The organism is Candidatus Poribacteria bacterium, assembly GCA_009839745.1.
In the GTDB taxonomy this organism is placed as follows: domain Bacteria; phylum Poribacteria; class WGA-4E; order WGA-4E; family WGA-3G; genus WGA-3G.
The window spans coordinates 25,751-48,508 of sequence record VXPE01000056.1 but is presented as its reverse complement, the minus strand read 5'-3'; the positions used below and the strand labels follow the sequence as shown (position 1 = coordinate 48,508).

The 22,758-nt window shown below is 48.7% G+C and carries 22 protein-coding genes; 18 read left to right on the top strand and 4 right to left on the bottom strand.

What is annotated here, in order from left to right:
* Nucleotides 1-98 precede the first annotated feature (98 nt).
* Genes F4X88_09665 through F4X88_09655 form a run of 3 tightly spaced genes read left to right on the top strand, consistent with a single transcriptional unit; the run spans nt 99 to nt 2,380 of the window.
* The gene (locus tag F4X88_09665) at nt 99-1,004 is read left to right on the top strand and encodes a prephenate dehydrogenase/arogenate dehydrogenase family protein (protein MYA56550.1); all 906 of its coding nucleotides are present in this window, start codon (nt 99-101) and stop codon (nt 1,002-1,004) included.
* Between the two features lie 17 nt (nt 1,005-1,021).
* The gene (locus F4X88_09660; GenBank protein MYA56549.1) at nt 1,022-1,681 is read left to right on the top strand and encodes a (d)CMP kinase; all 660 of its coding nucleotides are present in this window, start codon (nt 1,022-1,024) and stop codon (nt 1,679-1,681) included.
* Between the two features lie 27 nt (nt 1,682-1,708).
* Complete coding sequence (locus F4X88_09655; GenBank protein MYA56548.1) at nt 1,709-2,380, top strand: 1-acyl-sn-glycerol-3-phosphate acyltransferase; 672 nt, start codon at nt 1,709-1,711, stop codon at nt 2,378-2,380.
* Here F4X88_09655 and ychF read toward each other — a convergent pair.
* Nucleotides 2,351-3,445, bottom strand: coding sequence for a redox-regulated ATPase YchF (ychF, locus tag F4X88_09650; GenBank protein MYA56547.1), 1,095 nt, complete (start codon nt 3,443-3,445; stop codon nt 2,351-2,353). The two genes, F4X88_09655 and ychF, sit on opposite strands and share 30 nt — an antisense overlap.
* A 367-nt stretch (nt 3,446-3,812) precedes the next feature.
* Here ychF and F4X88_09645 point away from each other — a divergent pair, with 367 nt between their 5' ends.
* Nucleotides 3,813-4,202: a hypothetical protein gene (locus F4X88_09645; GenBank protein ID MYA56546.1), complete on the top strand. Its 390-nt coding sequence runs from the start codon at nt 3,813-3,815 to the stop codon at nt 4,200-4,202.
* Between the two features lie 34 nt (nt 4,203-4,236).
* Nucleotides 4,237-4,995, top strand: coding sequence for a class I SAM-dependent methyltransferase (locus F4X88_09640; protein MYA56545.1), 759 nt, complete (start codon nt 4,237-4,239; stop codon nt 4,993-4,995).
* Nucleotides 4,996-5,129: 134 nt separating this feature from the next.
* On the opposite strand, the gene F4X88_09635 is transcribed toward F4X88_09640, so the two are convergent.
* Both F4X88_09635 and F4X88_09630 read right to left on the bottom strand, forming a co-directional pair.
* On the bottom strand, nt 5,130-6,182 hold the full coding sequence (locus tag F4X88_09635; GenBank protein MYA56544.1) for a 3-isopropylmalate dehydrogenase: 1,053 nt from the start codon (nt 6,180-6,182) through the stop codon (nt 5,130-5,132).
* A 189-nt stretch (nt 6,183-6,371) separates the two neighbouring features.
* Complete coding sequence (locus tag F4X88_09630; GenBank protein ID MYA56543.1) at nt 6,372-7,517, bottom strand: ABC transporter substrate-binding protein; 1,146 nt, start codon at nt 7,515-7,517, stop codon at nt 6,372-6,374.
* A 270-nt stretch (nt 7,518-7,787) separates the two neighbouring features.
* Between F4X88_09630 and F4X88_09625 the strand changes: the two genes are divergently transcribed.
* Complete coding sequence (locus tag F4X88_09625; protein MYA56542.1) at nt 7,788-8,843, top strand: carbohydrate kinase; 1,056 nt, start codon at nt 7,788-7,790, stop codon at nt 8,841-8,843.
* Complete coding sequence (locus F4X88_09620) at nt 8,840-9,610, top strand: nitroreductase family protein (GenBank protein ID MYA56541.1); 771 nt, start codon at nt 8,840-8,842, stop codon at nt 9,608-9,610. Before F4X88_09625 ends, F4X88_09620 begins: the two co-directional genes overlap by 4 nt.
* 162 nt (nt 9,611-9,772) lie before the next feature.
* Here F4X88_09620 and F4X88_09615 read toward each other — a convergent pair whose 3' ends face one another.
* Nucleotides 9,773-11,011 (bottom strand): hypothetical protein, encoded by a 1,239-nt coding sequence (locus F4X88_09615; protein MYA56540.1) that lies wholly within the window; start codon nt 11,009-11,011, stop codon nt 9,773-9,775.
* A 445-nt stretch (nt 11,012-11,456) separates the two neighbouring features.
* Between F4X88_09615 and F4X88_09610 the strand changes: the two genes are divergently transcribed.
* The 11 genes from F4X88_09610 to F4X88_09560 all read left to right on the top strand — a co-directional run bounded on the left by F4X88_09610 (nt 11,457) and on the right by F4X88_09560 (nt 22,740).
* On the top strand, nt 11,457-14,159 hold the full coding sequence (locus F4X88_09610) for a TonB-dependent receptor (GenBank protein MYA56539.1): 2,703 nt from the start codon (nt 11,457-11,459) through the stop codon (nt 14,157-14,159).
* A gap of 241 nt (nt 14,160-14,400) precedes the next feature.
* A complete protein-coding gene (locus tag F4X88_09605) occupies nt 14,401-15,237 on the top strand; it encodes a class I SAM-dependent methyltransferase (GenBank protein MYA56538.1) in 837 nt (278 codons plus the stop codon).
* Nucleotides 15,238-15,249: 12 nt separating this feature from the next.
* Nucleotides 15,250-16,110 carry a methyltransferase domain-containing protein gene (locus tag F4X88_09600; GenBank protein ID MYA56537.1) on the top strand — a complete coding sequence of 287 codons (861 nt, stop codon included), beginning with the start codon at nt 15,250-15,252 and terminating at the stop codon, nt 16,108-16,110.
* A 151-nt stretch (nt 16,111-16,261) separates the two neighbouring features.
* Nucleotides 16,262-16,759, top strand: a complete 498-nt coding sequence (gene rpsF / locus F4X88_09595; GenBank protein MYA56536.1) for a 30S ribosomal protein S6 — start codon at nt 16,262-16,264, stop codon at nt 16,757-16,759.
* 84 nt (nt 16,760-16,843) lie between these two features.
* Nucleotides 16,844-17,317, top strand: coding sequence for a single-stranded DNA-binding protein (locus F4X88_09590; GenBank protein ID MYA56535.1), 474 nt, complete (start codon nt 16,844-16,846; stop codon nt 17,315-17,317).
* A gap of 96 nt (nt 17,318-17,413) precedes the next feature.
* A complete protein-coding gene (rpsR, locus tag F4X88_09585; GenBank protein ID MYA56534.1) occupies nt 17,414-17,614 on the top strand; it encodes a 30S ribosomal protein S18 in 201 nt (66 codons plus the stop codon).
* Nucleotides 17,615-17,639: 25 nt separating this feature from the next.
* Nucleotides 17,640-18,086 carry a 50S ribosomal protein L9 gene (locus F4X88_09580; protein MYA56533.1) on the top strand — a complete coding sequence of 149 codons (447 nt, stop codon included), beginning with the start codon at nt 17,640-17,642 and terminating at the stop codon, nt 18,084-18,086.
* A 2-nt stretch (nt 18,087-18,088) separates the two neighbouring features.
* Nucleotides 18,089-19,420: a replicative DNA helicase gene (dnaB, locus tag F4X88_09575; GenBank protein ID MYA56532.1), complete on the top strand. Its 1,332-nt coding sequence runs from the start codon at nt 18,089-18,091 to the stop codon at nt 19,418-19,420.
* A gap of 7 nt (nt 19,421-19,427) precedes the next feature.
* Nucleotides 19,428-20,252, top strand: a complete 825-nt coding sequence (locus tag F4X88_09570) for an ABC transporter permease (protein MYA56531.1) — start codon at nt 19,428-19,430, stop codon at nt 20,250-20,252.
* Between the two features lie 150 nt (nt 20,253-20,402).
* Entirely contained in the window at nt 20,403-21,182 is a 780-nt protein-coding gene (locus tag F4X88_09565; GenBank protein ID MYA56530.1) for an ABC transporter ATP-binding protein, read from the top strand.
* 1 nt (nt 21,183) lies between these two features.
* Entirely contained in the window at nt 21,184-22,740 is a 1,557-nt protein-coding gene (locus F4X88_09560) for an MCE family protein (GenBank protein MYA56529.1), read from the top strand.
* The last annotated feature ends 18 nt before the right edge of the window (nt 22,741-22,758 follow it).

Here is a 22,758-nt window from a genome sequence, read left to right as displayed (position 1 = left end):
TGACAAAGCGGCGTGGATTCCCATAGAATATAGTAAGATTTCTACCTATTCGGTATACCGCGATATATTCGCAGATTGAAGGTTTCCAAGACTTAGCTATGGGACACATACAACAACTTCGTCGAATTACAATATGGGGTGTCGGTTTAATTGGGGGATCGCTTGGACTCGCTCTGAAAAAGAATGGATTTCAAGGGCAACGCGTCGGGTTGGGGCGGAATATCGGTAGACTCGAAAAGGCACTTCAATGCGATGCCGTTGATGTAGTTACAACAGAAGTTGAAGAAGGACTCTATGAAAGCGACCTTGTCGTCCTGTGCACCCCTGTTGAACTGGTGCCAGTGTTGGTCCAACGTATTGTTGAGGTTGTGGATAGCCAACAATCTGTGGTGTTGACGGATGTCGGGAGTACGAAATCGGTGTTGGTGCGGACGATTGAGGCGCAGTTACAAAAACAGGGTTCGGATACCTTCGCTTTTGTCGGCGCGCATCCGATGGCAGGCTCACACGAAACCGGCGTAGACGCAGCGCACGCAACGCTTTTTGAAAGCGCGACGTGTATTTTGACCCCTACAGAAAGCACGGATCAAGATTCCTTACAACGGGTTAAAAATCTGTGGGAATTTGTCGGCGCAGTGCCACATCTCCTCTCTCCAGAAACCCACGATCTGCTCATCGGTGCCGCAAGCCATCTCCCGCATCTCATTGCGAGTCTGCTCACCAATACCGTTGCGAATGTGGAAACCGAACAGCAAAAAGCCTTGGACTTTACAGCGACCGGCTTTCGGGATTCCACACGTATTGCAGCGGGTTCACCTGACTTGTGGACCGGTATTTTCTCCCAAAACAGAGATGTCCTTTTATCCCTCATAGATGACATAGTTAACAACTTAACTGAATTCAAAACTCTGCTTCAGACGGATGACCTTCCTGAGATTGAACGTGTACTTCTGGAGGCGCAAACTATCGTCGAGAAGCGCAGAAAAGCCTTAGGAGGCGTATGAAAAAAACAGGATCTCAGGTGACGATTGCGATAGATGGACCCGCCGGGTCTGGGAAAAGCACAGTGGCTCGGCGGGTCGCAGAAAAACTCCGACTGCTGTATCTCGATTCTGGCGCGATGTATCGAGCGGTGACGCTGTTGGCATTACAGGAAGGACTCGCAGCGGATAGCCCGAAATTGATTGACCGTGTGGAAGCGTGTCATATCGAATTCACGGATAATGGTAGGACAATTCTGCTTAATACGGAGGATGTTTCTGCCCAGATCCGGACACCAGCCGTCAATAGATTCGTCGCAGATGTCGCGAAGATCCCAGAGATTCGCCGTGAAATTGTGAAACACCAACAGCGGATCGGTGCTGAAGGGCGCATTATCGCTGAGGGGAGAGACTTAACGACGATCGTTTTCCCGAACGCCGATTTTAAATTCTATCTTGATGCCTCTGTGACGGAGCGCGCAAAACGTAGACTCGCCGAACTCCAAGCACAAAACGAAGATGCGACGTTAGCAGCGGTTGAAGCTGAGATTCGCGAGCGAGATGAAAAAGATACAACGCGAGAACACAGTCCTTTGCAGATGGCTCCTGACGCGATTGTTGTTGATACAACTGATAAAACGATTGAAGAAGTGGTTGATTTTCTTCTTACATGTGTGTGTGCAAACGAGCAGCAAGAGTAGGCGGGGTTTGGAACCCCGATATTTTTTATGTGGTATACCAATAATCAGTTCTGGACCTCTCGTTCGGTCTATCGGTGGGCACATCGACTTACAAACCTTTTCTGTAAAACGATGGGACGTCTTGAAACGCGAGGCATTCATCATATTCCGAGGGAAGGTGGGGTGCTCCTTGTCTCGAATCACGTGAGTTTTCTGGATCCCGTGATCGTGGGGTCCGCCGCCAGTCGTGAGATCCATTATATGGCGCGGAGTAATGCATTTGAAATTCCTGGGTTAGGGAGGCTCATCTCAACCTATAATGCCTATCCTGTCAATAGGGGTGCCCCTGACTTAGGGGCGTTACGAAATACAATCTCTCTCCTGAAAGGGGGGTCCGCCGTGCTTATATTTCCCGAAGGCACTCGGAGTGTCGATGGCACGTTGGGTAAAGCGCGGGACGGTGCCTGTTTTATTGCACACCGAGCAGGTGTCCCAACGATCCCTGTTTTCCATAGCGGCGCGGAACGAATGTTGCCCCGCAACAGTAAGCGACTGCGTCGGTCGAAACTCACTGTCGTTTTCGGTGCCCCTCTTGAACTGACTGCCGAAGGGTTTGAGACGAAGCGCGAGATGTATCAACAAATGGGTAATCAGATGATGGAGGCAATCGCTGATTTGCGGGATAGTGTGTTAGTGGGTCGGGTTCGCCAGAATGAGTAAAACATCACCTTCTTGGACCTGATAGGTCTTGCCCTCGGCGCGCAGCAACCCTTTACTTCGTGCCTCTGGGTAACTGCCGCACGCGACTAAGTCAGCCCAGTTAATTGTTTCAGAACGGATGAAACCTGTCGCGAAATCCGTGTGAACACGTCCCGCTGCATCTACAGCCGTCTGTCCCTCACGCAGCGTCCATGCGCGTGTCTCGACGGGACCGGTTGTAAAGAACGTGAGCAGCCCTAATAACCGATACGAAGTCTGGATGAACCGCTCTAAAGCCGATTCGCGCAATCCCAGTTCCTCCATGAAAATTTCGGTATCCGTTTCATCGAGTTGCGATAACTCCATTTCCAGTTGCGCAGCGAGAATAATGACTTCCGTTTGGGGTGCCGTCTTATATTTCGTAAAGCGTTGGAAAATTTCATCAGCCGCCTGTAGTTGGGTTTCACCGATGTTACACACTAACAACAACGGTTTCTGGGTCAAAAACCCGTAACCCCGTATTAACTTCTCTTCATTCGCGGAGAGGTCGAGAATTCGGAGCGGTTTTCCAGCCTCAAGGGTTTTCTGGCACGCCTCTAAGAGCCGAATTTCACTTTGCTGTTCGGGGAGTTTCTGGTTTTGAAATTGCTTACGGAGCCGAGTCAGTCTCCCTTCGACGATCTGCAAATCTGCCAACGCGAACTCAAGGGCGACGCTTTCAATATCCCGTTCTGCGTCAACACTTCCATCAACGTGTGGAACCCTTTCGTCTTCAAAGAGCCTGACGACATGGGCAAGGGCATCGACTGTCCGGAGTTCTGCGAGCATTCCAGAATCTAACTCTGCGTGTTCCATCTCCGATTTTGTTACACCCGCAACGTCTACGTAGTCAATTGTGGCAGGTGTTGTTTTTCCAGATTCGGATATCTTTGCTATCTGTTCCAAGCGTTCATCTGGGACGTTGGCAGTGCTCAGATTTATTTGCCCGCGGCTGGTGTAGCCCCCAATTTCTGCGGTGGACTGCGCTAATGTGTTAAACACTGTCGTTTTGCCGACTTGGGGTCTGCCGACGATACCTATCTTCATTTTTTTTACCTATTTATTTTGAGGGGAAGGGGCTAACCGCCTCCGTATTATGGAAAAATCTGTTGACAATATACATCTTAAATATTAAGATAAGTGGATAAGTGTTAAATAATAAAGTCAAACAGTAGCCTACAACAATACGCAGAAATGCGCAGAAATACGCAGAAACACCCAAGCAAAAACGCCAAGCAAAAACACGCAGGCGGATTTGAAGGAAGTTTGCGAGTGTGCTAAAGTTGTAAAGTCTGTAACGTTTAAAGAGGCAATTGGAACTTCCAAAGTGCTGATGCCACTTCGCAACTTTACAGATTTTAGAACACTTCACGACTTTCCACCAGACCCGTAGCCTACAAGGAAAACTTAAAAAATGGCAGCTGAAAAAGGAACGTGGAGACGACACAAGGTCAAGGTGTTGACGGTTCTCTTAATCCTCACGATATGCCTTGCCGTTTTGCAATGGTTTATCATCAAAGAGTTATTTGGTTTCGGCGCAGATATGGTGAAAGATGCGCTGATTCGGCAAGCCCCTGAAGGGGTAGATCGGTATGACGTTGAGGCTACGTTTGATCGAGTGAAAACAGCCGGGCAGCAGCTCCCGTTTAGTTTCCTTACCGGAAAAATCAGTCTCCGTAAAATCAGAGCCGTTGGTAGATATGCAATAGAAGCGAACGCTGATGAATCTTGGGATGCCGATGAGATTAACACACTCCTGCGGATGATGGATGCCTCTGTCGGGGTTAAAGGAGGAACCCAGTAACTTGCAGTATCGGTTTGCAAGTGCCACTTAAACGATGCGGACACACCTAACTCCCCCTTATGAGAAATTCGCCTACGCCTACGACAGGATGATGGCAAACGTCAACTACACGCGTTGGACACATTATATTCAGTCGCTTTTCGACAAATATGATTACAAACCGCGCACGGTTCTCGATGTGGCATGTGGCACGTGTGCGTTGACGATAGAACTCGCATTGAGAGGCTATGAGATGACAGGCGTGGACCGAGCCGTGGGTATGCTGGACATCGCGAAGGAAAAAGCCGCAGCGCACGATGTAAATATCGAACTCCATTCCGGTGACATGCGCGAATTCCAACTCAACCAACGGTTTGACGCAATCCTCTGCACCTACGATAGCATTAACTATGCTTACGATGAAACCGAATTAAGCAACGTCTTTGAATGTGTCGCCGAGCATCTCGAACCCGACGGCTTGTTTATCTTTGACGTGACGACGGAGCGGAACATCGTTGAGCATTTTCACAACAGAACGTTCGCGTCAAACCATGAGGATTATACCTATATTTGGAAAAACAATTACCTCCACCATTCCAAAATGTGCCGAACCGTCCTCACCTTTTTCATCCGTGAAGGCGAGCTGTTTCGCCGTTATGAAGAGGTTCACCAGCAGCGAATCTTTGAAGTCAGCACCGTCAATAATTTGCTCAAAGCCGCTGGCTACAAGCCGTTGAGTGCTTACGACATGTACACCTTCAACCGTTGGAACCGCTATTCGGACCGGATTAATTTTACAGCACGTTTGCTCTGAAAATTGGAGGATAATTTGGTATTTTTCCCGGGCCCGGTAGATGCGGTTTCTAACCGGGGTCCCCCCCCGTTACTGGGAAGGGACACTGGATTCATTAGGAAATTACCGAATTAAACTCGCCTACCTGTGAACGATTACAATCCCTCAGCAACAAGGTCGCCGACCTCTTCAGTTGTGTAGCCCATTCGTCCAGCACCGAGATCCTTGATTTTCCCGCTTGCCAGCAGGTCACTAATAGAGTTCTCCACTTTTGCCGCCTCGGTTGTATGTCCAAGGTGATCGAGCATCATTCCGGCGGCACCTATCGCCGCAATCGGATTAATCTGATTTTTACCAGTATAACGCGGCGCGGAGCCGTGAATCGGTTCAAACATGGCGACGCTTTCCGGGTTCAGGTTACCGGATGCAGCGACACCCATGCCCCCCTGAATCATCGCGCCGAGATCGGTGATGATGTCTCCAAACATGTTGCACGTCACAACGACGTCGAACCATTCCGGGTTTTTCACCATCCACATTGTTGTGGCATCAACAAAGGCGTATTCCTTCTTGATGTCGGGATAATCTTCACCTACCTCGTCAAACACCCGTCGCCACAGATCGTGTGCGTAAGTGAGGACGTTTGCTTTGTCGCAGAGCGTCAACGTATTTTCCTTGTTACGCTTTTTGGTGAGCTCAAACGCATAGCGCACGCAACGTTCCACACCCTTGTAGGTATTAATCATTTCCTGAATCGCCACTTCATCACGCGTGCCACGTTTCAGAAAACCCCCGATACCGGCGTATAAGCCTTCGGTATTCTCGCGAACAATGATGAAATCGATTTCTTCAGGTCCCTTATCTTTCACGGGGGTCGGGACACCCGGGTAGAGTTTGACGGGACGGAGGTTGATGTAGAGATCGAGTTCAAACCGGACCTTGAGCAGGATACCTTTCTCTAAAATACCGGGTTTGACATCGGGGTGTCCAATCGCGCCGAGATAGATAGCGTCTAATCCCCGGAGTTCCTCTAAAACTGAATCCGGCAACACTTCACCGGTCGCAAGATACCGGTCGCCGCCGACATCGTATTCGACTGTCTCGTATTGAATTCCTGCGTGTTCGGCTGCTGCCCCGAAGACTTTCATTGCTTCGCGCGTCACTTCGGGGCCGATTCCATCGCCAGGGATGAGACCGATTTTATACATAGATATTCTCCAAATGTGAGTGTGATGAATTTTGAATGCCTTAGGACTTACGCGCAATTCCCTGGGTAGGGCTTTCACCAAACCGCATCTACCGCGTGGTAAATGTCGGTAATTCTGTGATTTTGTATAAGTCCTGCTCCGTATATTCTACCACATCTGAGATGATATTGCAAATTGGGTAGGGTTTACTCATCTCGCTTTCAAAACAGTGTATTGCTGTGGTTGACCTTCAACAATTTTCAACACACGGATACCCGCAGCAGGTTTGATAGGATGACGGTTCCCATCAAAGCTGGAAATAGTTGTCGCCCCTTGGTAATCAGTGATAGCCGCAACTGCATCCCGAATCATAACAGGGTCTGTGGATTGCGCGTTTTCAATCGCTATTGCCAATAACTTCATGGCATCGTAACCTAATGGCGCGATACCGATAGGCTGAGCTTTAAACATTGTTTCATAAGCGTCAGTAAAATCTGCGGCAAGTTCATCCGAGATACTACAATAATAAGAATTTTCGAGAGGCCTATTATCCTCTAAAATCTCCAACATCAACGGATCATCCCAACCATCGCTGCCGATAAAGGTGGTCTTAAGGCGCATCTCCCGCGCCTGTTTCACGATGCGCGGGTTCTCTGGCGGAAAACTCGCGAGCAGCAGCACATCAGGGCTTGACTCTTTGATGATCGCAAGTTGGGTATGAAACGTTGTATCGCCTTGTTCATACGTTTGACTGGCAACAATGCGCCCGCCAAGTTTCTTGAAATTCGCATCAAATGCGTTAACGAAACCTTTAGAGTAGACATCCCCGTTCTGCCAAAGCATCGCTGCAGTTTTCTTGCCGAGGTCGTTCACTACAAAACCTGCCATGACTTTTGCTTGCAAGGCATTTGAATTCGCCACGAGAAAAAGAAAATCTCTGGGATCATTCCCAGTGTTCGTCACATCAGCACCTGTTGCCCCGACGATGACAGGGATATTGATGATCGGTCCAACTTTAACGGCACTACTTGAAAACATCGGACCTAATATAGCAACAACATTTTCCATTTCAGCTAATTCTGTTGCAGAATCAGCAATGGAGCCTAATTCCACTTTATAGAGAAGCTCTACCTGCCTTCCAAGAACCCCGCCTGCCTTGTTAATTTCGGCTACCGCGAGTCTCGCACCGTCGCCAAAAGTGGCGTAATTTAGCAACGGATGAATCAAACCCACTTTAAGGGCAGGCATTGGCTCTCCAGCTATTTCGACATCTTCCGTTCTCTCCCCCGCAGAAAAGTAAGCGACTGAGAGTCCGAGCAATATGCATACTGTTAACCTAAAAATTTTCGGATTCATAAACGGCTCCTATGTTTTTAGACCAACGCACTCAGTGCAGGATAGTCTAATATTCTGTTTGAGGGTTTTCAGTTAGATAATGATGGGCTTGCAATCCATCCGAATGCTGCTGTCCCATCATTGTTCAATCTTGAAAAAAGTATAACAAGTGTAAGAAAATAGTCAAGAAAAAATTAGAGGGTTTGCGGATTTGGTGTTTCCGCAAAAAGTAGGGATGTGGTATAATGGTTATCCACATTGCAGGACATTCTGAGCCACCGGAGAAGCACATTGATTAGCGAAGCGCGCCTGAACACGATTCTCAATCAATTTCGCGACCAACGGATTCTTGTCGTTGGCGATTTTTATCTTGATGCCTATTGGTCCATAGACAAGACCCGTTCGACTCTCTCCTTAGAGACCCCGTGGCATACGAATCCTGTTGTTGCACAACGCTATAGTCCGGGCGCGGCGGGAACTGTCACAAATAACCTGAAAGCGTTAGGCGTAGGGACGGTCTACACGTTGGGAGTTATCGGTGAAGACGGGTTCGGGGGGACGCTCTTGGAGTGTCTACAAACAAACGGATGCTTGACGGATTTTATGATACAGACACCCGATTGGGTAACGCCTACCTATCTTAAACCCATGCATCGTGGCTATGAAGGCGTGGAGATGGAGGGACCGAGATTCGATATTGAGAACCCATCCAGGATGAAGGCGGGGGTGGAAACTGCTGTGATTGATGCACTTCAAAATTGTATCCCGCTGGTGGATGGCGTAATTGTCGGGGATCAGATGCCGATTGAGAACTTAGGCGTTGTCACCAATCGGGTGAGAGAAGAATTATGTGAGTTGGGAGCGGCGTTTCCTGATAAAGTCTTTTTCGCTGATTCTCGCACACGAATTGGTAAGTACCGAAACGTTACCATTAAACCGAATCGGTTTGAGGCGAAGCGTGCACTTCAGCCGGAGTGGGATGGACAGGACGTTGACATCGAAGCGGCGAGGCAGTGCGCCGTTGCCCTCGCAGAACAAACACAACGAACCGTCTACGTCACCCTTGGGGAGAACGGTATTCTCGTCTATAGTGCGGATGGGTTTACGCACATCCCCGGTATGCCCATTAACGATGAGATTGATCCTGTTGGGGCGGGGGATAGCGTCTCAGCGGGACTTGTCGCAACGCTCTGTGGTCTCCTACACACTTCACAAGCGGAGGCTTATGTTGAAGCCGCGTATGTTGGCAATCTGGTGGCATCAATTACCGTCACCAAAATCGGCACGACGGGGACGGCATCCCCAGCAGAGATCCTACAACGCCATCGGGACTATGAGAATCTATGAATGTTTTTGACGCAATAACACAGCGACGCAGCCATCGCGGGACGTTTCAGGACCGCGCCATTGATGCCAAAGACCTTGAAAAACTCATTGAGGCTGCACGGTGGACCCCCTCACCCTTCAATGTTCAACCGTGGGAACTTGTGATCGTTCAGGAAGCAGCGGGCAAGGGGGCACTCGCCGAGGTGACGGAACACGCTATCGTTGAACAATTCAAAGATGCCAAATTTCTTGATGACAATAGCCGGTGGATGCGTCTCACAGCGTCGGATTTGAAGGCGTTCGGTGATGGCGTGCTGCTGACCGACCACGTTACGCTGCCGAAATTGCTGCAGGACGCGCCGGATGGAATATTGGAAGGGATGTTGAAAAACGCGAAGGCGTTCACACTTTTGGGGCATCTGGGGGCAGGAAAGATACCCGCGAAAGAGATCGCGGCACAGGTCCGTGAGGCACCGCTGCTCATGCTGGTTACGATGAATTGCAAGAGATACCCACCGGGTGACGGGGGGACGCGGTGGATGTGGTTGAGCATGGGGATGTTGATTCAGAATGTGTTGCTCGCTGCAACGGCTTTAGACATCGGTGTGCAGTTTGTCAGCGCGCCTCTGGAACGTCCCGCCGACCGTGAACACGTGCGTCAACTTTTCAATATTCCGACTTCTCATGAAGTGGTTACGCTGCTCAGGATGGGATATATTGAAGAGCGTCGCGGGGACTCCGTCCGGTTGCAGTCATCAGCGTTTGTTCACTTTGAAAAGATTAAGTAGGCGGGCATAGCGACCCGCCGCTATCGCAATGCTGTCTATTAACTACCGCTGTTCTGTAAGATTTCTTTCAATGCTACTTTCTTTTTTTTCAGCCGTCGTTGTTGGCGTTGGCGGATTTGTGTCCGACGTCGGACCTGCCCGCTTTTACTTCGTGGCATAACATTACCCCCTTTCTTCGATTGTTTTGGCGAGATATAGGACTGCCGAGCTGCACGCTGCTTCCACCTCTGCCATTGCAAGCGTGAGTTCCGCGTCTGAACGTGCGTGTAACTGCAACCGTTCTTCGGTAACCTTGATATAGCGTTCGTTTTTCACATCAACAAATTCAACCTGTTCTTCGTTTTCATTCACCAAAGCGTAATTGGTAAGTCCATCTTGTAGAGATGTATCGTCTGTCCGCGCCTCGAAACTCTTTTTTATTCCCAAACCGTTGAAGTTTTTGTAAAGTGCCCGAACAGGAAGTTCGTCGGGTGACACTGTCGGCTCTACGCTTGCTGTGGCAAGTGGGTCGGGGAGATTGGCCGGCTTTGAAAGCAGGGAGGAAGTCCCCTCAAGAGAGGACTCAACATTTCCCGGATCGGTTATTTTAGCATTTATCGCGTCAAAATTCGGCGCAGCGGGTTTTGTTAAGGCGAGTTCGGAGGTCTCTACGTTAGGGTGTTCTCGATTTTGCCCGGTCTCTGAAAAGACAGACATCGGTTGAGATTCATAGGCTTCGGCGTCTTCGTATTCCAGAACGTTAGAGAGAATTTCTTTGACCTCTTCATGTCTGTCAACAATCATCTCCGGTTCTTCCACGAGGATCCGTAGCGTTTCAATACCGATAGTTTGGATCAGCGGATGGAACGTTAGTATTTCCGGTGGGGCGGCTTCAAAGAGCGAGCGGGTAACAAAAGCGACCTCTGCGAGTTCTCGGTTCCCTGTTAATTTGAGGCGTTTTTCACACGCCGTGAGTGCTTGTGTTAATCGTTGCATGAAGTCGGGTGTAACAAGATGTGGGAGCACTTCTACCCGAAAATGTTCGCATGCCTGTTCCGCTTCCGGTAAAGGCGTTAGTGCCGTTTCACTCGCAGCTGCTTCATCCGTTGCAAGCGTTAGCTCAGTAAAATTTTCTTCAAAGGGGTCTAGGTCTGTTTTGGGTGTTTCGTAATTATCGAGGACTTCCGTCACGCGTGTATACATCAGCTCAAAATCGAAAAGGACACCTTCAAGTTCAGGTTCATTGAGCAGCTTTCGGCTCTGTGAGATACAAGCTTGTAAATGGGCTTCCTCCGACTTTTCGTAGGGAAGTCTACGTTGTTTCTCAAGAGCAAGTTGTTTTTGTCTATATTTCCGCTCGCGGTTTCGCTTTTCGCGCTTCCGTGCGACATTTACGGAGCGACGACCTTTTTTCTTTGCCATGATAGTCTTTTTTGTTAGTGATACCACCCACACGCGAAAGCGTGAAGTGTCGGTTTCTGAGCAACTGCGCGATTTTCAGAAATAATACCTCTGCCCTTTCCAATAAAGGGCATCTACAGTCCGCAAGTTAAGGCACGGAGGTTTGACGCCGGGGCGTTAAGAATTAAGTATATATTATTACCGAGTTTATTGTCAAGTTTAAATTTTTTTAGCGTCTCTCGCCTAAAACTTGACGCAATAGAAATTTTGTGGTATTATATATTAATGCAAACTGCCGCTTACCTACCAAATTTTAGGAAAGGGCAGCCTCGGTTGTTAATTGTAAGGTTATAGTTTCTAAAGGGAGTGTAGGTGTGCTACCCATCCCTCGTTTTTGTGTTTAATTATATAGGGTGGTTTTCAAGGTTTAACGTTTATATGAGAACCAAGAGGAGAAATTCTATCTATGTATTACAGTAAATATATCAAACCCATCGTCTTCGCACTCAGTATCTTTATAGTCATTGCAATGGGTGCGTTTACGACCGTTATAGCGGACGAACATTCCGAAACGGCGGAAGAAACGGAGGAAGCAGCGGAGACCACGGACGAGACTGAAGCGTCTGAAGAAACATCGCAAACAGAGGCACCTGTGCGGCTTGAAAACCTCGTTGTTGTGGGTACCCGTGCGCAACCGCGTTCCGTCTTGGATTCGGCAGTCCCGATCGATATTGTGTCAAACGAATCCTTTGAAAAGCAGGGTGGCGCCGATCTACCCGATCTGCTGAGAGCTTTGGTGCCCTCTTATAACGTCAATACGCAACCGATTAGTGATGCGTCAACGGTGGTCCGTCCGGCGAATTTACGGGGACTTGCCCCAGACCATACGCTGGTGCTGGTTAACGGTAAACGGCGACACCGTGCCGCGGTGATTCACTGGCTCGGGAACGGTTTGTCTGACGGTTCACAGGGACCTGACTTGGCACCTATTCCCGCAATTGCCCTGCAACAGGTAGAGGTCCTCCGTGATGGTGCCTCCGCACAATACGGTTCTGATGCCATTGCGGGTGTGATGAACTTCCAATTGAAAAACAACCACGAAGGCGGTTCGTTTGAATTCAAACCCGGTATCTACCAATACGGTGACGGTAGGCAATTTGCGGTCGCTGGCAACATCGGTTTAGGGAATCCAGATGCCTGGAGTAGCCTCAGCTTTGAATACGGTGGCGCAGATCCGACCATCCGATCCGTTCAACGTAATGATGCCATAGCCTTGATTAACGCAGGCAATTTCAGTGTGAAAGACCCTGCGCAAATCTGGGGACAGCCGATTATAGAGAATGATGTCAAATTGTTTGCCAACTACGGTGCCACTCTCACGGATACCATCGACTTCTATGGACATGCCAACTACGCCCGCAAGCGCGTTGAAGGTGGGTTCTATTTCCGGAACCCAAATACCCGCGGCGGTGTGTTTAGTACGACGGGGGGCGATACGTTGCTCGTCGGGGATATGCGGGGTTTGACAAACGAAATGGCGGCTTGGGAAACCCGAAAGGCGGCAGCGGAAACTGCAGGACAGGAGTTCACCGAACTCTCACCTCACGATGCTGACGATATCCCGATAACCAACCACGTTCCGGATCCCGAACGGTTGCAAGCCGTCAAGAACGATCCGAATCTATTCACATTTCAGGAGATGTTCCCAGGCGGGTTCACACCCAGATTTGGTGCATTCATGTGGGATACTTCTGTCGTCGTTGGTGTTAAAGGCACCGCACTCAAAGATACGTTGGGTAAGGACTTAATGTGGGATCTGAGTGGCTCTTTTGGACGCAACCATGCTGATTTCTTTATCTTCAATACCGTTAATGCTTCGCTCGGTCCAGATACACCGACATATTTTGATCCGGGCGACTATATCCAGACGGATTATAACCTCAACTTTGATGTAGCCTATCCGCTCAGTGACATGGTGTTCCTCGCTTCGGGTTTGGAATATCGGGACGAAGGCTTTGAAATCATAGAGGGGGAACGCGAGTCGCATCAGATTGGGCCCCTCGCGGCGCAAGGCTTCACTGCCGCATCCAATGGATTTTCAGGGTTCAGCCCGGTTGCAGCAGGTAAGTGGTACCGTTCCAACGTTGCGATGTATCTGGAAAGTGAAATCAGACCGATTGATCCGCTCCTGATCGCGCTCGCTGTGCGCGCTGAACAATTTGAGATTTTCGGTAGCACCCTGAACTACAAAGCCGCTGCAAACTACAAGATTACGGAAACGATGCGGTTGCGGGGAAGTTATAGTACCGGGTTCCGCGCACCGACACCGGGACAGCAAAATACGTTCAACATTACCACTGAATACGATTTTGCGAAGGGTGATCTCGTTAATAAAGGAACAATTCCTTCCACCAACCCCGCTGTTGATGTTGTGACAGGCAAGGAAGATAACTCGCTTGACCCGGAAACGTCAAATAACTTCACAGGTGGATTTACCGTCGATATTTTGGGCGTAAATTTCACGATGGACTTTTTTGATATTCGGCTGAAAAATCGGTTATCTGTGTCACAACACTTTAAATTGACTGACGCACAGAAGGCGCAGCTCATCGCCGCAGGTGTAACCAGCGCGGCGAATCTGGAAACATTCCAGTTCTTTATCAATGACTTCTCTACGACAACCAATGGTATTGATACCGTCGTTACAGCACCAATACCCAATGGAAGCCTCATCGCTGTGTATAACTTCACGAACACCACAGTTACCGATCACAATCCGGACACGCTGGACGATCATCGAATCAGGGAACTGCAAGAGAATTTACCCGCACACCGAGGCAGCCTGACTGTCTTTCAATCCATAACGGATGCGTGGGGAGTGCTCGGGCGTGCCAGTTATTTCAGCGGTTGGTTTGATTCTGAAGATTATTTACAGAATCCAGATGTGCCAGGCACTGGAGAATACTCTGGAAAGGTTATTTTCGACTTGGAAACCTCTTACACCGTGGGTGCCGGATTGACTCTCACGCTCGGTGGAAGAAATATCCTGAATACCTATCCCGATGAAAATCCGAATGGTGCTGATTCTGTCGGCAACAAATATGGGCAGTTCAGTCCGTTCGGTTTTGATGGGGCATACTGGTATGCCAAAGTCGGATACGATTTCTAAACCTATCTCGTGAAGAGTAATAGATATACTTTTCGCAGATGGCGCGGTTTGCAATAAAACCGCGCCTATTCCATTTAAATTTATGTTCCGCTTTAGGAATCACACAGTTTTTATTCACACTGTCAAAGATGGAAAGACCCAGTTCCATCAATTTATTTTTCCATAATACTTACAATTATAGATATTACGCATGCTGCCTCCTGCTCCGCTGGAGCGGTATGTCTATAGAGAGGAAATAAAAATGAGCAATCAGAACCGAGACGCAGAATATACAATGGGCCGCAGCACAGCGGAAACAGAACGTTTAATCGAGCAATCACAACTCTATGACGATGTGACACGGCGTTTCTTTCTCAGAAGCGGCATAGCGAAAGGGATGAAAGTCCTTGATGTTGGCAGTGGTGCCGGGGATGTGGCACTCACACTCGCCGAATTTGTCGGTCCCGACGGCACAGTTATTGGGGTAGATGTGAACCCTGATATTCTCAAAACAGCACAAGACCGAGCGGATGCCGTGGGGTTTGCAAATGTTGAATTCATCGCCGGTGATGTCCGCACCCTTGAACTTCCAAACGATTTTGATGCCATCGTGGGCAGACTTGTCCTGCTGTATATGGCAGACCCAGCGGAAGCCCTTAAGAAGTTAGCTACCCATCTCCGCAGCGGCGGCATTGTCGCCTTTCAGGATACTGAACTCGCCCTCTATCGGACTGTAACACATCCGGACACACCGCTGATTAACCAGTTGGTTGAATGGGGACTCGCCGTGTTTGAGCGTTCTGGCGCACATCTCAACATGGGGATGGAACTTTACCGCGTGTTCGTTGATGCCGGTTTGCCGGAACCTACCTTACATTTTGAGGCACCGATGGGCGGTACTGAGGACTGGCCCGGGTTTGAGTATCTCGCGAACAGTTTCCGAAGTCTCGTTCCGCTGATGGAGGCTTATGGTATTGCCACGGCTGAAGATGTAGATATTGACACACTCGCCGAGCGCATACAGGTGGAAGTCGCTACATCGAAACGTCCCCTCTTGTTGCCACCGCATATCACGGCGCATACGTCTCTACCAGCATAGAGGGTGCTACGTATGGCGAAAAATAACGCAGGTAGTTTACACACGCCACATCGCGATGCCACCTATACGTTAGGACGCACCTCACACGAAACAACGCGCCTCATTGAGCAATCAAGAATCTATGGGGAATCGACGCGACGGCTCTGTGAGCGTGCCGGTATAACGCAGGGGATGCGGGTCCTCGAAATCGGGAGTGGTGCGGGTGATGTCTCCCTCACCCTCGCTGAACTCGTCGGACCGACAGGACAGGTTACGGGCGTAGACATCAACGCTACAATTCTTGACACCGCGCGCCAGCGAGCCACCCATGCCGGCGTGCGGAACGTGGAATTTATTGCGGGTGATGCGCGAAGGCTTACCTTCGCGGAACAATTTGATGCGATTGTTGGACGGTTTGTCTTGATGTATATGGCGGATCCACGAAACGCATTCGCGAAGTTGATGACCCATTTGAAGCCGGGCGGCATTGCCGCCTTTCAAGAACCAGAATATACGCTCTATCCCGCGCTTTTACATCCCGATACGCCGCTCGTGAACCAACTGATTCGATGGATTTTGGACGTGTTTGAACATTCCGCTGCACATCTTGACATGGGGATTGGGCTTTATCGTGCTTTTGTTGACGCGGGTTTACCGCCACCAACGATGCATCTGGAATCGCCTATCGGTGCCGCCAAAACTTGGGCGGGATACCGATACATGGCAACGATCTTCCAAAGTCTCCTGCCCCTTTTAGAGAAATATGGGCTGGCGACGGCAGCACAGGTCGATGTGGATACATTAGCCGCACGGCTTCGAGAAGAGGTGCTCGCATCGAAACGTCCATTTTTCTTGCCGTTGCATATAACCGCACATGCAACGCTTCCAACCTAAATTTCGTAAAAAAATGTGATTTTTAGGTTGATATACATATTGGAATGTGGTATAATTATATTAACTAAAATTAAAGAATAGAATTCCATCTCATCTGTAATCGCCTTGTTCATTTAAAGGTGATTCACAGGCATCAGGTGGGGTTCACTTAATTAATCTCTGTTCCCCGCTTTTGTTTCAAAAGCAGTGGAACCATCAGTCCGAAGAGAGGCATGAAAATTTGAATCCTTACGAACTCCTGCTTATCATTACGCCCGACCACGATGAAAACGAAGCAGAGGCTCTTACGAATCAAGTCAAGAGCATCATCGAAGGTGGCGGGACACTCCTGAAGGTTGATCCCTGGGGAAAAAAACGACTCGCCTATCCTATCCGGAAACGGAGTGAAGGCTATTATGTGCTTTACATTTTTGAGTGTGCACCGAGTTTTGTTGCCGAATTGAATCAATCCCTACATGTTATTGAATCGATTTTGCGGTATATGATCGTCCAGTACGAAGATGATATTGATAAATTGAAAGCAGAACTCAGTCCTAAGGCGGCTGGCGCCGCAACATCAGATAGAAAATCAACCTCAAGTGATAATGCAGCGGCTAAAGATAAAACAGATGATGCCGCGGCGGCTGAAGATACAACAGCGTCTGCCTGAAAGAAGCATCATCCAAATTTAAACGAGTTTTTGGCTTGTGGGCTACCGCAAAGGTCTTAGCCTACAGATAAAAAAGGAGAGACCATGGCAAGTTACAACAAGGTCATTCTGATGGGGAATCTTACCCGTGACCCCGAGATGAGATATGTCCCAAGCGGGTCTGCCGTTACAAATTTTGGACTCGCTATGAATGAGCGATATACCGATCGGCAGACAGGTGAACAAAAGGAATCTCCCTGTTTTGTTGAAATAACGACTTGGGGACGACAAGCAGAAATTGCCAACGAATACCTGAGTAAGGGCAGTCCGGTTTTCCTTGAAGGGAGTCTTAAATTTGACTCTTGGGAGGCTGATGACGGCACCAAGCGGAACAGGCTTTCTGTTACAGCGTTTCGAATTCAGCTAATCGGCGGACGACGCGACGGTGATGAGATGGGCGGCGGTTACGCCGATGCCCAACCCGCAGCTGCATCAGGGCAGACGGCAGCGTATCAGGACGCACCCGCACCCACTGCGAGCGGCGCATCTTCTGGAACAGAGGACGACATTCCGTTTTAGCAAGAGTGATGTTCGGGGGAGAATCGCTGTCGTCCAGAGGTTCTCCCTTTTTAACTGATAACTGATGACTGACAACCATAAAGGAATAGAATCAATATGGCATTCCGTCGGAGGCAGCGTTATCATAAGATAGAATCTTTCGATTACAAAGATGTGGATACGCTGCGACAATTTATTAATGAACGTGGTAAGATTGTGAGTCGCCGGGTCACCGGACTATCGGCGAAGCAACAACGAATGGTAACACGGGCAGTCAAGCGCGCCCGGAATATGGCACTATTGCCGTTTACGCGATAGAAGTAGGGCTAAGGAAAATTAAAAAATGGAAGTCATTCTAAAGGAAAGTGTTGAAGGTCTCGGTCTACCGGGTGATGTATTGAACGTCGCAGATGGCTACGCACGTAACTACCTGCTTCCGATGCAGTTAGCCGTGCATGCAACCGAGCGAAACCGTAGACACTTAGAGCATGAGAAACGGGTCATTGATCATCAAGAGACAAAAAATAAGGAACGGGCACGTGAAATCGCCGCACAGATGGCGGGTGTTACATGCACACTGAGTAGACGTGCTGGTGAAAACGATCGTCTCTTCGGATCAGTGACCTCTATGGATATCGCAGAAAATTTGCGAACGCAGGGGTTCGATTTGGAACGGCGGTTTTTTGAACTCGCTGAGCCTATTCGTGAACTCGGCGTGTTCATGGTACCGGTCAAATTGTATACAGAAGTCGTCGTTGAACTCCGCGTTGTGGTTGAACGCGAAGATTAATTATGCAGGCACAACTGGTTGATTCTCTCTCTGACAAGGAAGCTGAACAAGCGGTGCTGGGCGCAATGATGACCGAAAATTCGGTGATTCCTCCAGTAATAACCAAACTCGGTCAGACTGCTGATGTGTTTCTCACTGTAGATCATCAGCTTATCTATTCAGCGATCCTTGCGGTGTATGACCGAGTTAGCAAGGCAGATCCCCTGCTTGTTGCTGATGAACTGAAGAGAGGAGACCAGTTGAACCGGGCGGGCGGAACGGAGTACCTATACGAACTACAGGCGCCTATCGTGGAGACCGAGAGTACGGAGTTCTACGCCGATATCCTGTATGAAAAAGCAACGCGCCGTCGGCTCATTCGAGCGACTGCTCAGATTCGCGAGATGGCATACGACGAAGGTGTAGGGATTACGGAAGTATTGAATCAATCACAGGAAGCCGTCTTTGATCTGAGTCAATCAGATACCCAACGGGGGTTTGTCGCTATTCATTCATTACTCACAGAGAGTCTTAACGCCGTTGAACGTTTGTATCACAAAAAGAGTAGATTTTTAGGCGTGCCGACCGGTTTTATGGATTTTGATCATCTGACGTCAGGGCTGCAACCCGGTAATCTTATTATCATTGCCGCGCGACCGAGCATGGGAAAAACAACTTTGGTGCTGAACATCGCACAAAACGTCGCCCTTGAACAGAAGCGTCCAGTCGCCGTTTTTAGTCTTGAGATGCCTTCCCAAGATATCGCGATGCGAATGTTAGCCACCGAATCCCGAATTGATTTTGGGCGGCTCCGAACCGGTAACTTCAGCGAAGATCAGTGGAGACCCTTGACTGATGGCGCAAGTCGATTGGCGAAAGCACCGATCCTCATTAACGATAATCGGGGGCTTACCGTTCAAAGTCTTCGCGCCGAGGGACGCCGTTTAAAAGGTGAACATAGCGATCTCGCACTCATTATCGTTGATTACTTGCAACTCTTGAGAGGGACGGGCAGATATCACGCCCGTGAACAGGAGATCTCTGAAATTTCACGCGCCTTGAAAATCCTTGCGTGGGAACTGAATGTGCCAATTATCGCGTGTTCGCAATTAAGTCGTGAGATTGAACGGCGCCCTGATAAACGTCCGCAACTTTCAGATTTACGGGAGTCCGGGGCAATCGAGCAAGATGCCGACCTCGTTGCCTTTTTACACCGCGATGATTATTACGAAGATGAAAATGTCGGGGACAGGGTTGAAGCCTATATCATGATAAAAAAACAGCGTAACGGACCAACCGGCACGGTTATTCTTTATTTTACCAAAAACGAAATGCGCTTTGAGAATCCCAGTTAAATAAAAAATGGAGCAGCAGTCCACTTTACACGAAGCCAATGGTGGTTTCCCTAATTTGGTTAAGATTCGGTTGCACAACGTGCTTGCCGAGATAGGACACGCCTTTACGCTCTTTTTTCAAACCCTGATCCAAATTTTTCGTCCTCCCTTTCAGTTCGATCTGTTAGTTAAGCAGTTGTTGTTAATCGGTTTCAATTCTTTAGCGGTCGTTATTGTCTCCGGGTTTTTCACGGGAATGGTATTGGGGGTCCAAGGATACATTCAGCTCAAACCTTATGCAGTGGAAGGCTCGGTCGCGAGATTCGTCTGTGTTTCAGTCGTGAAGGAACTCGGTCCGATGATTACTGCCTTTGTGCTTGCGGGACGTATCGGCGCATCAATTACCGCTGAACTTTCAACGATGAAGGTTACCGAGCAAATTGATGCCCTTGAAGTGATGGGCACAAATCCTGTTAAGTATCTGGTCGTGCCGCGTTTTCTTGCCTGTTCTATAATGTTACCGACACTTACGATCTATTCGACATTTGCGGGCATCGGTGGGGGGTTTGTTGCTGTTGTTACACTCTTCGATGTAAATGGCTCCTTTTTTCTTTTGGAGGTACAGAAGAATCTATTTGTTGGAAGCGTTCTCATTAGTTTGATTAAAGCGACCTCTTTCGGGATGGCGATTGCTGCCGTGGGGTGCTACAAGGGTTTTAGTATCTCGACAGCAGGGGGCGCAGAGGGGGTCGGAATTTCGACAACTGGCTCTGCTGTAATCTCTCTTATTGCGATTCTCGTTTTAGATTTTGTCTTGAATCATGTACTCTTTAACATTTTGGGGTTGATATAGTTTATTTGAACGATTAACACCCAGTGCGGTTAACAGATTCTGCTACAAAGGGGACATCTAAAACCGAACCGATAACAAACCCTGCATGAAATTAACCGAAAACCTGCCCGTAACGGAGTGCAGGGCAGCCCGGAGCCCATAGTTAAAAATATGATTTCGATTCGGAATGTTACAAAAAATTTTGGAGGCAAAAACGTTTTAAATGGATTAAGCCTCGAAATTCCACGCGGTGAGACGCTCGTGATTATGGGACAAAGTGGGTGTGGTAAGAGTGTACTCCTCAAAATTATTACTGGATTGATGTCTGCGGATTCCGGTGAAATTTGGTTTGATGGAACCGAAATATCAAGCCTAAATGGCAAAGAGATAAATATCCTCCGTCGAAAAATTGGAATGTTATTTCAGTCCGCTGCGCTCTTTGATTCGATGACTGTGGCGGAGAACGTCGCTTTTATGCTCGATCAGCATACAGGTCTTGGCAAGCGAGAGATGCGTAAGGTGGTTGACGAGAAGCTCAGCCTTGTTGATTTAGAGGGTGTCCAAGACTTGCGACCCGCTGAATTGAGTGGCGGTATGCGAAAACGGGTTGGACTCGCACGCGCCCTCGCATTTGATCCAGAGGTTATTCTCTACGATGAACCCACGACAGGGCTTGACCCGGTTACCTGTACCGAAATCAATCAACTTATTAAAGATCTCCATGAGCGGTTACAAGTCACCTCTGTTGTGGTTACACATGATATGCACAGTGCCTTCAGTGTCGCAACCCGAATGGCGATGATTCATGAAGGCAAGCAGGTCGCTTATGGCAGCCCTGATGAAATTATCAACATCGACGATCCCATTTTGCAACAGTTCATTCTATTTGGAGCACCAGATCAGATTCTCAACATGGAAAATCCCATTTTGAAAAGGTATTTGGGGAGGTAGTATGAACTTTTGGACGGCTTCTGTAAAAGTCGGTGTAATGGTTCTTCTCGCAATCGTTTTGCTGACAATTCTTCTGACGAATGCTGAGAATTGGCCGTGGGCAACTGCTGGGGATGAACTGACCTTTCACTTTCGTTCTGTCAATGGGCTTTATGTCGGTGCAGGTGTTTACTTATATGGGGTTCCAATCGGCAAAGTAACGGCTATTGAACTCCGTCCTGATACGGATAATGTGCACATCAAAGCGAAAGTCAAGAACGCGTTTGAGTGGTTGCGTGAGGACTGTAGTGCCAGGATTTCTATGAACGGGTTTGTGGGTGAAATTTATATTGCACTTGACAATGGACCGGTTGGGAACCCCGCATTAAAGCCAGCGAGTTTACCGATTGTTGGAAAAGATCCTGTCAATGCTTTGGAACTCCTTGAGCAGACAAGTGCTGGTATGACACAGGCTATTGAACTGACAACGGCTGCGAATGAAGTGCTACAGGCGAACCAAGAAGCGATTCAACTCGCCATTAAAGAGATTCGCGAGGTTGTCGCACTCACTGGAAAGACGATTGAGAAGTTAAGTCTTGACTCTGAGGAGACGGTAAAAACGCTAACACAACTCGCCTTAGAAAATGATAGGCGGTTTCAGGATACCCTCGTAAAGGTGAATAACCTTGTAACACAGTTAGAAGGCGATTCCGTGATGGTGAGCAGTCAAATTAGTGACATCACGCGTGAACTCTTGAGACTTCTGAATCAGAATTCACCGAAGTTGAACACTATTTTTACCGATATTCGCGCAACAACATCAGAATTTCGGCAGATAACACAGGATTTTCGATCGGATTTCGAGGCGTTAGCGACACAGGTTTCTGACCTCGTTTCGCAAAGTAGTCGTGCTATTGAAACGGGAGAGGTCAATATCGCACCCATATTAGAAAATCTGAAGGCAACGACGGCTTCGGTCGCTATGTTGGAAGCGAGTGTCAATCGGTTTCTTACCACGCTTAACGAGGGGGAAGGGACCGTCGCCCAATTGCTGAACACACCGGAACCGCTTGAAGATGTCCGCCAAACCTTGCAAAATGTCGACGAAACGATGAATGCGGTAACGAAACTCTCTCAAAGAACTGAGAAACAGTTAGAGCAATTTGAGTTGCCTCAGTTTGGCTGGGACTATGAACTCCGTTATCTGAGTCTTGAAGAACGACTCCACAACGAGTTGGCATTTTTACTCTCTCAAGGACCTGAGGCGCACTACAGACTCGGGATCGGGGTTCGGGATGAGAAGATTCGGTTTGAATTTCAGTATGGGTATAATGTGACAGATTTTCTTCAGGCACGTGCTGGGTTTATGCATTCCAGAGTCGGCGCGGGGCTCGATTTGTGGTTATGGTCCCGACGTTTCGGCATCAGCGTTGAAGGTGTGGGGTTGACAAGCAGGGAGCCCGAGTTAAACGCGGAAATGGGATTTCGGTTCTTCCGATATGGACAATTCCTACTTGGCGTAGAGAATGTGACCCGTGAGCGGCGTTGGACAACAGGATTCCGCTTTTTTGGTTTTTAATGTGCGCAGACGGATTTA

Coding starts and splice junctions, on each gene's coding strand:
- F4X88_09655 (MYA56548.1), top strand. CDS start 1,709: ATGTGGTATACCAATAATCAGTTCTGGACCTCTCGTTCGGTCTATCGG.
- F4X88_09615 (MYA56540.1), bottom strand. CDS start 11,011: ATGGCAAAGAAAAAAGGTCGTCGCTCCGTAAATGTCGCACGGAAGCGC.
- F4X88_09645 (MYA56546.1), top strand. CDS start 3,813: ATGGCAGCTGAAAAAGGAACGTGGAGACGACACAAGGTCAAGGTGTTG.
- dnaB (MYA56532.1), top strand. CDS start 18,089: ATGCAGGCACAACTGGTTGATTCTCTCTCTGACAAGGAAGCTGAACAA.
- F4X88_09665 (MYA56550.1), top strand. CDS start 99: ATGGGACACATACAACAACTTCGTCGAATTACAATATGGGGTGTCGGT.
- F4X88_09580 (MYA56533.1), top strand. CDS start 17,640: ATGGAAGTCATTCTAAAGGAAAGTGTTGAAGGTCTCGGTCTACCGGGT.
- F4X88_09630 (MYA56543.1), bottom strand. CDS start 7,517: ATGAATCCGAAAATTTTTAGGTTAACAGTATGCATATTGCTCGGACTC.
- F4X88_09605 (MYA56538.1), top strand. CDS start 14,401: ATGAGCAATCAGAACCGAGACGCAGAATATACAATGGGCCGCAGCACA.
- F4X88_09570 (MYA56531.1), top strand. CDS start 19,428: ATGGAGCAGCAGTCCACTTTACACGAAGCCAATGGTGGTTTCCCTAAT.
- F4X88_09620 (MYA56541.1), top strand. CDS start 8,840: ATGAATGTTTTTGACGCAATAACACAGCGACGCAGCCATCGCGGGACG.
- F4X88_09610 (MYA56539.1), top strand. CDS start 11,457: ATGTATTACAGTAAATATATCAAACCCATCGTCTTCGCACTCAGTATC.
- ychF (MYA56547.1), bottom strand. CDS start 3,445: ATGAAGATAGGTATCGTCGGCAGACCCCAAGTCGGCAAAACGACAGTG.
- F4X88_09560 (MYA56529.1), top strand. CDS start 21,184: ATGAACTTTTGGACGGCTTCTGTAAAAGTCGGTGTAATGGTTCTTCTC.
- rpsR (MYA56534.1), top strand. CDS start 17,414: ATGGCATTCCGTCGGAGGCAGCGTTATCATAAGATAGAATCTTTCGAT.
- F4X88_09590 (MYA56535.1), top strand. CDS start 16,844: ATGGCAAGTTACAACAAGGTCATTCTGATGGGGAATCTTACCCGTGAC.
- F4X88_09640 (MYA56545.1), top strand. CDS start 4,237: ATGCGGACACACCTAACTCCCCCTTATGAGAAATTCGCCTACGCCTAC.
- F4X88_09565 (MYA56530.1), top strand. CDS start 20,403: ATGATTTCGATTCGGAATGTTACAAAAAATTTTGGAGGCAAAAACGTT.
- F4X88_09635 (MYA56544.1), bottom strand. CDS start 6,182: ATGTATAAAATCGGTCTCATCCCTGGCGATGGAATCGGCCCCGAAGTG.
- F4X88_09600 (MYA56537.1), top strand. CDS start 15,250: ATGGCGAAAAATAACGCAGGTAGTTTACACACGCCACATCGCGATGCC.